This is a genomic window from Gordonia sp. NPDC003422, from assembly GCF_053588675.1.
In genome coordinates this window covers 38914-51765 of sequence record NZ_JBSFQL010000023.1, presented here as the reverse complement: position 1 = coordinate 51765, position 12852 = coordinate 38914, and the positions used below count along the sequence as shown (strand labels likewise).

General features: G+C 64.2%; 9 protein-coding genes and 1 tRNA gene. 9 read left to right on the top strand and 1 reads right to left on the bottom strand.

What is annotated here, in order from left to right; all coding sequences use genetic code 11:
• Positions 1-19: 19 nt before the first annotated feature.
• Positions 20-96 (bottom strand) — tRNA-Leu (locus tag ACWDTF_RS18650).
• A gap of 148 nt (positions 97-244) precedes the next feature.
• Between ACWDTF_RS18650 and ACWDTF_RS18645 the strand changes: the two genes are divergently transcribed.
• The 9 genes from ACWDTF_RS18645 to ACWDTF_RS18605 all read left to right on the top strand — a co-directional run bounded on the left by ACWDTF_RS18645 (position 245) and on the right by ACWDTF_RS18605 (position 12691).
• Positions 245-868, top strand: a complete 624-nt coding sequence (locus ACWDTF_RS18645; RefSeq protein WP_240855695.1) for an ANTAR domain-containing response regulator — start codon at positions 245-247, stop codon at positions 866-868.
• A 169-nt stretch (positions 869-1037) separates the two neighbouring features.
• A complete protein-coding gene (locus ACWDTF_RS18640) occupies positions 1038-2258 on the top strand; it encodes a branched-chain amino acid ABC transporter substrate-binding protein (protein WP_240855693.1) in 1221 nt (406 codons plus the stop codon).
• Positions 2259-2361: 103 nt separating this feature from the next.
• On the top strand, positions 2362-3408 hold the full coding sequence (locus ACWDTF_RS18635) for a branched-chain amino acid ABC transporter permease (RefSeq protein WP_240855691.1): 1047 nt from the start codon (positions 2362-2364) through the stop codon (positions 3406-3408).
• On the top strand, positions 3405-4622 hold the full coding sequence (locus tag ACWDTF_RS18630; protein ID WP_449754823.1) for a branched-chain amino acid ABC transporter permease: 1218 nt from the start codon (positions 3405-3407) through the stop codon (positions 4620-4622). Before ACWDTF_RS18635 ends, ACWDTF_RS18630 begins: the two co-directional genes overlap by 4 nt.
• Positions 4619-5590 (top strand): ABC transporter ATP-binding protein, encoded by a 972-nt coding sequence (locus ACWDTF_RS18625; protein WP_449754822.1) that lies wholly within the window; start codon positions 4619-4621, stop codon positions 5588-5590. The genes ACWDTF_RS18630 and ACWDTF_RS18625 overlap by 4 nt, the downstream gene beginning before the upstream one ends.
• Positions 5574-6380: an ABC transporter ATP-binding protein gene (locus ACWDTF_RS18620; protein WP_449754821.1), complete on the top strand. Its 807-nt coding sequence runs from the start codon at positions 5574-5576 to the stop codon at positions 6378-6380. The genes ACWDTF_RS18625 and ACWDTF_RS18620 overlap by 17 nt, the downstream gene beginning before the upstream one ends.
• Positions 6381-6419: 39 nt before the next feature.
• Positions 6420-6992, top strand: a complete 573-nt coding sequence (locus ACWDTF_RS18615) for a GNAT family N-acetyltransferase (RefSeq protein WP_449754820.1) — start codon at positions 6420-6422, stop codon at positions 6990-6992.
• Positions 6993-7041: 49 nt separating this feature from the next.
• Positions 7042-9813 (top strand): DNA polymerase I, encoded by a 2772-nt coding sequence (polA, locus tag ACWDTF_RS18610; RefSeq protein WP_449754819.1) that lies wholly within the window; start codon positions 7042-7044, stop codon positions 9811-9813.
• Between the two features lie 562 nt (positions 9814-10375).
• The gene (locus tag ACWDTF_RS18605) at positions 10376-12691 is read left to right on the top strand and encodes a bifunctional serine/threonine-protein kinase/ABC transporter substrate-binding protein (protein ID WP_449754818.1); all 2316 of its coding nucleotides are present in this window, start codon (positions 10376-10378) and stop codon (positions 12689-12691) included.
• Positions 12692-12852: the final 161 nt, after the last annotated feature.

Genomic DNA, 12852 nt, shown 5'->3' with positions numbered 1-12852 from the left:
GCAATATTCGCTGGTCAGGTGGTGCCCTCGGTGAGACTCGAACTCACACTGTACGGGTTTTGAATCCGTTGCCTCTGCCAATTGGGCTACGAGGGCGTGCGCGCGACGGTGTCGGTTGCAACAGCCAACTCTAGATGATCGGCCGGTGGGCACGTCACCCGGTACTCTGCCACCATCGACCTCCGTGCTGCCGGGCCATGCTCGGCGGCCCGACCTGCGGGGTCGCCGACATCGAGGAGGGGAAGTGACGGTGACCGACAGCGTCAAGGCACATGCCGACGGTGCGACGACGGCACACAAGGTGCTCGTCGCCGAGGACGACTCGCTGATTCGGATGGACCTCATCGAGATGCTTCGCGAAGAGGGGTACGACGTCGTGGGGGAGGCGCCCAACGGTCAGGCGGCCGTCGAACTCACCGAGAGCCTGGGTCCCGACTTGGTGATCATGGACATCAAGATGCCGATCCGCGACGGGATCGACGCGGCCACCGAGATCGCGCAGAAACGACTGGCGCCCGTGGTGATGCTGACGGCATTCAGTCAGCGCGATTTCATCGAGAAGGCTCGCGACGCCGGCGCGATGGCGTATCTGGTGAAGCCGTTCACCAAGGCCGATCTGGTCCCGGCGATCGAGGTCGCGGTAAGTCGCTACCAAGAACTCAAGATGCTCGAACGTGAAGTCGCGACGGTCAACGATCGTCTGGAGACACGCAAGGTCGTCGAACGAGCCAAGGGTCTGCTGATGGAGAAGCAGGGCTTGTCCGAACCCGAGGCGTTCAAGTGGATTCAGCGTGCAGCGATGGATCGTCGGACGACGATGAAGGCGGTGGCGCAAGTCGTCGTGGAGACGCTCGGTCCCCAGGGCTGAGCGAATTGCGAGCCTCGTAAATTCTGGGAAAACCTCACCGCGTTTGTCGTGGGAGTTTGCGCCCAATCCATCGCACCCAGCGCTTGGGCGGTCTATGTTTTCTCAAGGTCTGCTCAGCAGATCTCTCGACCGCGGGGTCGGGCCGGCTCTTGGAGAGAGGTACTGAACAATGCACCGTCGCGTGACGACAGTTGCACTGGCGACGACGCTGGCAGCTGTACTCGCCGTTTCGGCATGTAGTAGCAAATCCACGGATTCGGGATCTGAATCCAGTGGATCTGCCGGCTCCGGACTGACGATCTCGCCTGTGGCCCAGATCAATACCGCAGGCGAGGAACAGCCCGCGGTACAGGAGGCTAACGCGCTCAATCCCGCCGAACCCGGCGGCCAGACCTGTGCGCCCGCGACCATCGCGATGGCCGGTGCCCTCACGGGTGCCGATGCGGCTCTGGGCATCAACATCAAGTACGGCGCTCAACTGGCCGTCGACCAGCACAACAAGGCCAACCCGAACTGCCAGATCACGTTGAAGACCTTCGACACCGAAGGCGATCCGCAGAAGGCAACTCAGGTAGCCCCGCAGATCACCAACGATGATTCGATCATCGGACTGATCGGTCCTGCCTTCTCGGGCGAGACCAAGGCGACCGGCGGCATCTTCAATCAGGCCGGGCTGGTGTCGGTGACGGCGTCGGCCACCAATCCGGGCCTCACTGGAAACGGCTGGAAGACCTTCTTCCGCGGGCTGGCGAACGATGACGTGCAGGGTCCCGCCGTCGCCAACTACCTGACCGGCAAGCTCGGCAAGCAAAAGGTGTGCGTCATCAAGGACGACACCGACTACGGCGCGGGCCTGGAGAATGCGGTGACCGAGGCGCTGGGCGCCAAGGCCGACGCCAGTTGCTCCGGCGATGTGAAGAAGGGTGAGCGCGATTTCTCGGCGGTCATCTCGAAAGTTACAGCGGCACAACCGGATGCGGTGTTCTACGCGGGGTACTACGCGGAGGCAGCGCCGCTCGCACAGCAGCTGAAGACCGCAGCCCCGAACGTGACCTTCGTGTCGGGTGACGGTGCCAACGATCCGCAGTTCACCGCGCAGGCGGGCGACTCGGCGAAGGGTGCCTACCTGTCGTGCCCGTGTGGTCCTGCTCCCTCGCAGTTCGCGCAGGAGTACCAGTCGGCGTTCAACCAGGCTCCGGGCGTCTACTCCGTCGAGGCCTACGACATCGCGGCCATCATGATGAAGGGCATCGAGGAGGGCAACACCACCCGACCGAAGCTCCTGCAGTACATCGGGCAATACAAGGGCGCGGGTCTTGCGCGTCAGTACTCGTGGCAGACCAACGGCGAGCTCTCGACATCGCTGATCTGGGTGTACGAGGTCAAGTAACGCATCAACCAAACACTCGGTGCGTCCGTGCCGCCCACCGGCGTTCGGGCGCACCGAGTGTTTGTGAAGTACACCCGTGAACGATGACGGCTGAAGGGGACGAATGACCACCACCTACCTGGTGGCCGAGACGACAACAGCGGTGGCGTCGACCATTGGATTCGACGTCGGATCGCTTGTCGACAGCTTCTGGTATCTGACCATCGAGGGCCTGACGTACGGCTCCGTGTACGCCCTGGTGGCGGTCGGTTACACGCTTGTCTACGGCGTTTTGCGGCTCATCAACTTCGCGCATTCCGAGGTCTTCATGCTCGGCATGTTCGGCACCTACGTCGGATTGCTGCTGCTGGGATTCACTCCGTCCGGCAACACGTACGCCGAGGGCACGTTGATGACGGTGGTCTATCTGGTGCTGGCGGGTCTGTTCGGCATGATCGTGTCCGGCAGTGCGGCCATGGGGTTGGAGTTCGTGGCCTATCGGCCGCTGCGACGGCGAAACGCCAAGCCGTTGGCCTTCCTCATCACCGCCATCGGCATGTCGTTCGTCTTGCAGGAATTCGTGCACTACGTGCTGCCGAAGGCCCCGGTCGAGCCACCGCTGGGCGGCTCGTCGGCTCAGCCGACAATTCGCTTGGTCGCGCCGGTCGAACAGTTCACGATCTTCGGAGCCCCGGTCACCAACCTGACGATGGTCATCATTTTCTCGGCCGTGATTCTGGCGCTGGGCACCGACTTCATGATCAACAACACCCGGCTAGGGCGCGGGATTCGATCGGTGGCGCAGGACCCGGATGCGGCCCTGCTCATGGGCGTGTCGCGGGACCGGGTCATTCTGCTCACCTTCTTGATCGGTGGTCTTCTGGCCGGTGCGGCAGCACTGCTCTACACGCTGCGTGTCCCGAACGGGATCATCTTCAATGGCGGGTTCATCCTGGGCATCAAGGCGTTCTGCGCCGCGGTCCTCGGCGGCATCGGCAATGTCCGCGGAGCTCTGCTGGGTGGGCTGCTGCTCGGCGTGATGGAGAACTACGGATCGGTGCTGTTCGGCAATCAATGGAAAGACGTGGTGGCCTTCGCATTGCTGATCCTGGTGCTGATGTTCCGTCCGACGGGCATTCTGGGTGAGAAGCTCGGAAAGGCGAGGGTATGACGACGCAACCGGTCGGCACGACAACGCCCCAGGCCCCCGAGCGCCACGGACTCGGCGACGCGATCCGCACGTGGTGGGAGGCACTCCCGCGCGTACAGCAGTGGCTGGTCGGTGCGCCATTGATCCTTCTCCTGGCGCTGCTGCCCGTCATCAATCCGCCGCTGATCACCACGACGGCCACCAACTTCGGAGTGGTCATGGCGACATTTGCCATGACCGCGCTCATTGCCATCGGACTCAACGTGGTGGTCGGACAAACCGGCCTCCTCGACCTCGGCTACGTCGGCTTCTACGCAGTGGGTGCCTACGTCGTTGCGCTGATGACCAGTCCGTCAAGTCCGCTGTGGAACAGCCCAGACCATGGGTTCTTCTCGGGTCCCTGGGCCTGGCTTGCGTGTGTTCCGCTCGCGATCGTGATCACCGGTGTCACCGGGCTCATCCTGGGCACGCCGACGCTGCGTGTGCGCGGTGACTACCTGGCCATCGTCACGCTGGGCTTCGGTGAGATCGTGCGACTGCTCGCCGACAATCTCACCGAGGTCACCAACGGGGCGTCGGGCCTGCAGGGCGTCCTGTACCCCGAACTCGGCCGCAGTGACGAGAGCCCAGGCGGTGTGTTCTCGACCGCCAACAACAGCACCGACCTCAACTACGGCGTGTGGTGGTACTGGCTCGGGATAGTCGCGGTGATCATCGTGCTCATCGTCGTCGGAAATCTGGAGCGCAGTCGCGTCGGCCGGTCGTGGGTCGCCATCCGTGAGGATGAGGATGCCGCAGAGATCATGGGCGTGCCGACCTTCAAATACAAGCTCTGGGCGTTCGTCATCGGGGCCGGAATCGGTGGGCTGTCTGGGGCTGTCTATGCAGGTCAAGTCCAGTACATCGATCCCAAGGCATTTACCGTCATCAACTCGATGCTGTTCCTGTGCGCCGTGGTCCTCGGCGGTCAGGGAAACAAGCTCGGGGTCATCGCCGGTGCGTTCATCATCGTCTACCTGCCGGCGAGGGTTCAGGGTGTCGAGGTCGGCGGGCAGGCGCTGAGCGAATACAAGTACCTCTTCTTCGGGCTCGCACTCGTGGTGCTGATGATCTTCCGCCCGCAAGGGCTGTTCCCGGCCCGAGCACGATTGATCACCTTCGGTCGGCAGGTGTACTCGGTCGCACGGCGCACTCCACACCCCGCACCGTCGGGCAGCGAGGAGGCACGCGCATGACGCATCGCATCCCCGACGACGAGCCGGAGCAGACGCCCCCGACGCCGGACCTCTCTGAACAGCTGGCCGAAGCCCAGGCCGACGTCGAGGCCACCGTGGTGGTGAACCCCGCAGACGTCGACCCCGCTCTTGCCGATCCCGAAGCCGTTGCCGAAGCTGTTGCGCCGCAACGCGAGATCGCTGCCGAAGAGGGTGAGACGCTACTGAAGGTCGAGGGTCTCACCGTGGAGTTCGGTGGGCTTGCCGCACTCGACGACATCAGCTTCGACATCAAGAGGGGCGAGATCCTCGGACTCATCGGACCCAACGGTGCAGGCAAGACCACCTGCTTCAACGCGATCACCGGTGTGTATCGGCCCACCAAGGGAATCATCACCTTTGACCAGGCACCCCTCGGAAAACTCAAGCAGCACAAGATTACTCGGCGTGGCATTGCACGCACGTTCCAGAACGTGCGGCTGTGGGGCGAGATGACGGCGCTGGAGAACGTGTGTGTCGGCACCGACGCCCGGCACAAGACGTCGGTGTTCGGCGGAATCTTCCGCACCCCACGTCACTATCGCGAAGAACGCGACGCGGTCGATCGTGGCATGGCGTTGCTGGAGTTCGTGGGCATCGGACCTCGTGCGGCCGAGAAGGCGTCGAATCTGCCCTACGGTGATCAGCGCCGCCTTGAGATCGCGCGTGCGTTGGCGACCGAACCCAAACTGCTCTGCCTCGATGAACCGGCGGCCGGCTTCAATCCGAGTGAGAAGACGGCGCTGATGGGGCTGATCAAGAAGATTCGCGACGACGGATACACGATCCTGCTGATCGAGCACGACATGCGGCTGGTCATGGGTGTGACCGACCGCATCGTGGTGCTGGAGTTCGGACGCAAGATCGCCGAGGGCAGTCCTCGCGACGTGCGTGACAATCCCGCCGTCGTTGCCGCCTACCTAGGAGTTCCCGATGACGAGATCGCCTGATCACGACGAATCCGCGACAACGAGCTCCGTCGAGGCGGACGCCACGACTGCGGACGCCACGAGCACCGGGACGCCGGTGCTCGAACTGACCGACGTCGTCATCCATTACGGACGTATCCGTGCCCTGCACGGTATTTCGTTGCACGTGAACGCGGGTGAACTCGTCACGCTGCTCGGTGCCAACGGGGCAGGCAAATCGACCACCATGCGCGGCGTCTCCGGGCTCAACAAACTCAGCGCCGGAGACATTCGGTTCCACGGTGAATCGATCACGAAGTGGTCGGCGCACGAGCGGGTTGCCCGTGGCATCGTCCAAGTGCCAGAAGGGCGTCGGATATTCCCCGGGATGACCGTCCTGGAAAACCTCGACATGGGTTGTTACGGAAGGAAATTCCCCAACAAGGCGGCCTACAAAGAGGCGCTCGACCACGTATTCGACGTGTTCCCACGTCTGGGCGAGCGACGCAAGCAGTACGGCGGCACGATGTCCGGCGGCGAGCAGCAGATGCTGGCAATCGGTCGCGCGTTGATGGCCCGGCCCACCCTGCTGCTGCTCGACGAACCGTCGATGGGGTTGGCGCCCATGGTGATTCAACAGATCTTCCGGATCATCGCGCAGATCAACGCCGATGGCACCACCGTCCTGCTGGTCGAACAGAACGCTCAGCAGGCGCTGAGCCGATCCGACCGCGGCTACATCATGGAGACCGGGACCATCACCAAGGAGGGGCCCGGCAAGGAATTGTTGGTCGACGACGCGGTACGAGAGGCGTACCTCGGCGTGGCGTGACCTCTGGCGCGCGCCGTGGCCGTGAGTACTGTCGATGCCATGGTTGATGTCACAGTGCGAACTGCGGACGATCTCGACACCGTTGAGCGTGTGCTCACGCAGGCCTTCGCCGACGATCCGGTGATGCTGTGGATACAGCCCGATGCGAGTCGTCATCGGATGATCTTCCACACCCTGCTCCGCAACGTGCACGGCCCGACCTCCACCCTGGAACTCGCAGTCCGCGACGGCGCCACCATCGGCGCGGCGGCATGGGACCCACCTGGACACAAGATCAGCGCCAAGGGGCAGGTGATGTCCTCGTTGTGGTTCATCCGCGCCCTCGGGCCGCGGATCGGTCGCGGGTTCGCGCTTGAACAGAAGTTCATGAAACGACGTCCGAAGGAGCCACACTGGTATCTCGGTCAACTCGGTGCCGCTGCTCCGGGTCTCGGAGCAGGGACTGCGCTGCTCGAACACCGGCTGTCGCAGATCGACGCGCCGGCGTATCTGGAGAGTTCCAATGAGCTCAACCTGCCGCTGTACGAGCGGTTCGGATTCCGGGTGACCGAGGAGGTCGTCCTGCCGTTCGACGGTCCAACGGTGTGGCTGATGTATCGGCCTATGCCGTAAGTCGCGTGGGGCGCCCGAGCTGTCGGGGCCCATCACTAGACTTCGAGAGGTGAGTCCCGCGCAGAGTTCCAGCCCCGCCCGATCCGCGACGCGTGGCAAGGGCGCCGACCGTAAACCTGTGTTGATGCTCCTCGACGGGCATTCCCTGGCCTACCGGGCGTTCTTCGCGCTTCCGGCGGAGAACTTCAAGACCGCGAGCGGGCAGACCACCAACGCCGTGTACGGCTTCACGTCGATGCTGATCAACCTGTTGCGCGACGAAGAACCGACGCACGTTGCGGCAGCCTTCGACGTGTCGCGCAAGACGTTCCGGTCCGAGATGTACCCGGAGTACAAGGCGCAACGATCCAAGTCGCCCGACGAGTTCAACGGGCAGGTCGACCTCACCAAAGAGGTTCTCGACGCCCTGGGCATCCCGGTGATGGCGATCGAGGGATACGAGGCCGACGACATCATCGCGACTCTGGCCACCCAGGCCGACGCGGAGGGATTCTCGGTGCTCGTCGTCACCGGCGACCGCGATTCGCTGCAGCTGGTCAACGAGCGCATCACTGTTCTCTATCCCCGCAAAGGCGTGTCGGACCTGACCCGCTTCACGCCGGAAGAGGTCGAGAAGAAGTACGGTCTCACGCCGGTCCAGTATCCGGACTACGCGGCGTTGCGCGGCGATCCAAGTGACAACCTGCCCGGCATCCCCGGAGTGGGGGAGAAGACCGCGTCGAAGTGGATACGTGAGTACGGTTCGCTTGCGTCGCTCGTCGACCACGTCGACGAGGTGAAGGGCAAGGTGGGCGACGCCCTGCGCACACATCTCGCGTCGGTGCAGACCAACCGTCAGCTGACCGAACTGGTCCGGGACATGCAGTTGCCGGCCACCCCCGACGAGCTCGCCGTCGTCGGGTGGGACCGCGACCGCATTCATCAGCTCTTCGACGATCTCGAGTTCCGAGTCCTTCGTGACCGGTTGTTCTCGACGTTGAGTTCTGTTGAGCCAGAAGCAGAGTCCGGATTCGACCTCGACGGCGCGATCCTGGCGCCGGGTGAGGTGTCGGACTGGCTGACCACACACGCCCGCACCGGCCGCAGCGGAGTCGCCGTGACCGCGCCGCACGTCGTGGTGGGGGCCGATCCCACCGGGCTGGCGATCGCCGCTGCCGACGGGACGTCGGCCTACATCGATGTGACATCGGTCGATCCCGACGACGAGCGTGCGCTGGCCGCATGGCTGGCCGACGACACCGTCGGCAAGGCGCTGCACGAAGTGAAGTGGGCGATCCACGCACTCGCGTCGCGTGGCTGGACGCTTGCGGGTGTCACCAGCGACACGTCACTGGCCGCCTACATCGTGCGGCCCGGTCAGCGCACCTTCAACCTCGACGATCTGGCATTGCGCTACCTGCGGCGGGAACTGCGCGACGACACCGCCACGGACGACGGACAGTTGTCGCTCCTCGACGACGACGGCGGTGCCGCGAAATTGGCCGAACAGCACATGCTCGAGGCGCGTGCGGTTGCCGAACTCGCCGAGACCTTGGACACCGAGCTCGACCGGATCGACTCGCGGCCGCTGCTGACCGACATGGAGCTGCCGCTGGCGTTTGTGCTCGCCGATCTGGAGGCGGCCGGAATCGCGGTCGACGTCGCACATTTCGAGGAGCTCGAGGAGAACTTTGCCGAACGGATCCGCGTCGCCGCGGACGCTGCCTACGACGTGATCGGCGAGCAGATCAACCTCGGATCGCCCAAACAGCTGCAGACCGTGCTGTTCGACAAGCTCGACATGCCGAAGACCAAGAAGACCAAGACCGGCTACACCACCGACGCCGACGCGTTGCAGGCGCTGTACGAGAAAACCGAACATCCGTTCCTCGCGCATCTGCTGGAGCATCGCGACGCAACCCGACTCAAGGTCACCGTCGACGGTTTGTTGAAATCCGTCGCCGACGACGGTCGTATCCACACCACGTTCAACCAGACGATCGCCGCGACGGGTCGCCTGTCGTCGACCGAGCCGAATCTGCAGAACATCCCGGTGCGCACGGCGGCCGGCCGGGAGATCCGGCAGGGTTTTGTGGTGGGTGCCGGGAGCGCAGCGAGCGGGCCCGGTGATACCGGCGCCGGGAGTGACTGCCTGATGACCGCCGATTACAGCCAGATCGAGATGCGCATCATGGCGCACCTGTCCGAGGACGCGGGCTTGATCGAGGCATTCAACACCGGGGAGGACCTGCACAACTTCGTGGGTTCGCGGGCGTTCGGCGTCCCGATCGACGAGGTGACCACGGAGATGCGGCACCGGGTGAAGGCGATGTCGTACGGCCTCGCGTATGGGCTGAGTGCCTTCGGGCTCGCCGCGCAGCTGAAGATCTCCCGCGACGAGGCCAAGGAACAGATGGAAGCGTACTTCGCCCGGTTCGGCGGAGTCCGTGACTACCTGCACAACGTTGTGGCGGAAGCGCGCCGAAACGAGTACACCGCAACGCTTTTCGGTCGTCGCCGATACCTGCCCGACCTCAACAGCGACAATTGGCAGCGTCGACAGTCCGCCGAACGCATGGCCCTCAACGCGCCGATCCAGGGAACTGCAGCAGACATCATCAAGGTTGCAATGATCAACGTGCAGAAGCGGGTTCGCGCGGAGAAGCTCGATTCGCGCATGCTGCTGCAGGTGCACGACGAGCTCGTCGTCGAAGTGGCCAATGGTGAACGCGATGCGATCGAGGCCGTGGTACGTGAGGAGATGGGTAGCGCCATCGAGTTGTCGGTGCCCTTGGAGGTGTCGGTTGGCTTCGGTCGGTCCTGGGACGACGCGGCACACTGATTCGAAGGGTACTGCCTTCGGCCTCCTGACCTGCGAAAACCCGCCTGCTGGTTGAGTAGCGTCCTGCCTGTGGAATCTAGGGGAAGAACTTTCATCCCCGGGGTTGGTGGTCGTCCGCGAGAAATTTCTGGGGGAGGGCACCAAGGGTAGGGGACGAGTTTCTTCCCCGACTTCTTGTGGCGGTTCGGGTCCGTGATCGCAGGGTTTGGGCCGTGACGACGGTGCCGACCAGAGGGGCCGGCCATCAGTATGACTCTGTGTCCGGAATCCGAACACGAAATCATACTGATCACCGCGACTGTGATACCCGCCCTCGACGACGACCCTCATCCGCCTCCACGGTCGCCGACGCCGTCGGCGGGTGGTCGTTGATGCGACGGGTTCGGTGGCGAACAGTTGAAGGTGAATCGAGAAACTTCAAGGGGGGTCGGCCACATGGTTGAATCCGCGCCACTGATCGGGTGGTGAACTGCGACCCGACCCTAAGGTGATGGCCATCACAGTTAGGGCGGATGGCTGTGACGTGTCGAGTATCCGCATCGTCATGCCCAGTGGAGGCCCCGTGATACTCGAAACGGGACGTATCTTTGCAGGTTATCGGGTCGTTCGACCCATCGGTCAGGGCGGGATGGGTCAGGTCTATCTGGTCGAGCACCCACATCTTGGCCGGCTCGAGGCGCTGAAGTTGATCGCCGTCGACCACGGAGACCCGCAGTTCGAGGAACGATTCACTCGCGAGGCGAGGACGGCGGCCGCCCTGAAACATCCCGGCATCGTGACGATCTACCACTACGGGGTCGAGCAAGGCATGCCGTGGTTCACGATGGACTACGTCGATGGCACCGACTTGGCGTCGACCCAGCGACTGACTCGTGACGAGGTCGGGGTGGTCGTGTCGCATGCCGCGGACGCGCTGGATTACGCGCATCGCCATGGAGTCGTCCACCGCGACGTCAAACCGGCAAACATCATGGTCACCCGCGACGACGCAACGGGTTCGCTCGAGCGGGTGGTCTTGCTCGATTTCGGAATCGCCCGACTCATGTCGGGTGCACGTCTGACGGCGACGTCCGCCTTCATCGGCACATTCCGCTATGCGGCACCCGAGGTGCTCGACGGGACGTCGGCGACCGACCGTGCCGATCAGTACTCGCTGGCCTCCACGACATTCGAATTGCTCACCGGGAGAGCGCCTTTCACTGCCGAGCACCCGGCGGGTCTGATCGCGGCACAATTGAGCAAGCCACCGATGTCGCCGTCGGAGGTCTCGCCGGAACTGGCGCCGATCGACCCGTGCGTCCAGCGTGCCCTGGCCAGGAATCCCGCCGCGCGTTACGCGTCGTGCTCGGACTTCGCACGTGACTTCGCCGCCGGTCTACAGGTCATGAATCCAAGTGCATCGGTCACGGCGACCCAGGTGGTGGTGCCACCGCCCGGTCGCGGGGACGACAGCAATCCGGCCGCCGTCCCGACGTCGATGCGGGCGAGTAGGGCCGCTTCGGTGGCCGGTATGGGGTACGGCCCCGGAGGAGCATCGGGACCCGGCTCGACGCCGGGCGAACCACTGGGACCGATCGGGCCACCGTCGGGCCCCGGACCACACCCCTCGTGGCCGTCACAACCACCGCCGCCGCCGCGCAAGAAGCGGCGAAAGGCTTTGTGGGCAGGGGGCATTGCCGCAATGATCGTGGCGGCGCTGGTCGTCGCCGCCGGTGTGTACGGATTCCGATCGGATGACGAGTCCGAGGTCGAGGCCAAGGCATCACGGGCGGTTGGCCCCGGTGTGTTCATGCCGATCACGCAGGTCGCCGTCGACGGTAGCCCGGCCGCGCATGACGTGAGTCAAGCGCTGGATCCACGTGGATCGGGAGACGCGAAATGTGCGCCGACGACGATTGCGTGGGCCGGACCGCTCAGTGGCAAGCGCGCCACTCGTGCAGCCGGCACGCGTAACGGGGTGGCGCTCGCCGTGCAGGCTCACAACGACGCTAATCCCGATTGTCCGGTGACGGTGCGCGAGGTCGACACCCAGGGAGATCCGGAACAGGCGGCGAGGCTGACTCCCGGCATCATCGGTGATCCCTCGGTCATCGGTGTCATCGGTCCGTGGACCTCGGGCGAGGCCTTTGGCATGGGCCCGGCGTTCAACGCAGCCGGCCTGGCCTTTGCGAGCGGTTCGACGACATCGCCGAAGCTGGGCACCGACGGATGGCGCACCTTCTTCCGGGGCACCATCTCCGACGATGAACTCGGGTTCGCCATCGCGAACTACCTGGCCAAAACCCGGCGATTCTCCAAAGTCTGTGTGGTCGGCGACGACACGGACCTGTCCGGTTCCCTGTCGCCGTCGGTGGCGGCGAACCTGGGATCGGCACTTGCGGCGGACTGCAACCTCACTCTGAAGGCCGGGTCCACGGATTACGCCCAGCAGGTGGCACGCATCAAAGCGGTCGCTCCCGACGCCGTCTTCTACGGAGGCAACTACCCGGAGGCCGCGCCGCTGGTGCGGCAGATGCGCGACGCGGGTGTCTCGGCCACGTTCGTCGGCGGGTCCGACGGAATCTTCAACCCGCTGTTCGTGGAGGCAGCCGGCCCGGCCGCGAAGGGAACTCTGGTGGCGTGCAACTGCGGTCCGTCGTCGGAGCAATTCCTTGCGGCCTACCGTGACAAGTTCCAGGCCGAGCCACTTGTGTTCGCGTCGGAAGCCTACGATCTGACGACCATCATGCTGGCGGGCATCTCCTCGGGTGTGAACACGCGGGAGGCGATGGTCGCCCATCTGCAGCGCTACGCGGGCATGGGGATGGCGCGGGAATACCAATGGGGCACCAACGGAAACCTCACGTTCCCGCGGGCATGGGTCTTCCAGGTCGCTTGATCGAACGAGCCCGCGACGGCGAGCGAGCGATCGCTCATCTGGCTGTCGGGATCGGCTCCGCCGGTTAATCTTTCGTAACCGACCGGTGAAGTGCGACCGCAGGCAGTAAGTTCAGACGCCGGGGGACACGACAGTTTCGGTTGGTTACCTGCTCTGAGTAT

What these genes read in the sequence shown, in the direction of transcription:
- ACWDTF_RS18630 (WP_449754823.1), top strand. Translation starts at nt 3,405, where the DNA reads ATGACGACGCAACCGGTCGGCACGACAACGCCCCAGGCCCCCGAGCGC.
- ACWDTF_RS18625 (WP_449754822.1), top strand. Translation starts at nt 4,619, where the DNA reads ATGACGCATCGCATCCCCGACGACGAGCCGGAGCAGACGCCCCCGACG.
- ACWDTF_RS18620 (WP_449754821.1), top strand. Translation starts at nt 5,574, where the DNA reads ATGACGAGATCGCCTGATCACGACGAATCCGCGACAACGAGCTCCGTC.
- ACWDTF_RS18615 (WP_449754820.1), top strand. Translation starts at nt 6,420, where the DNA reads ATGGTTGATGTCACAGTGCGAACTGCGGACGATCTCGACACCGTTGAG.
- ACWDTF_RS18640 (WP_240855693.1), top strand. Translation starts at nt 1,038, where the DNA reads ATGCACCGTCGCGTGACGACAGTTGCACTGGCGACGACGCTGGCAGCT.
- ACWDTF_RS18635 (WP_240855691.1), top strand. Translation starts at nt 2,362, where the DNA reads ATGACCACCACCTACCTGGTGGCCGAGACGACAACAGCGGTGGCGTCG.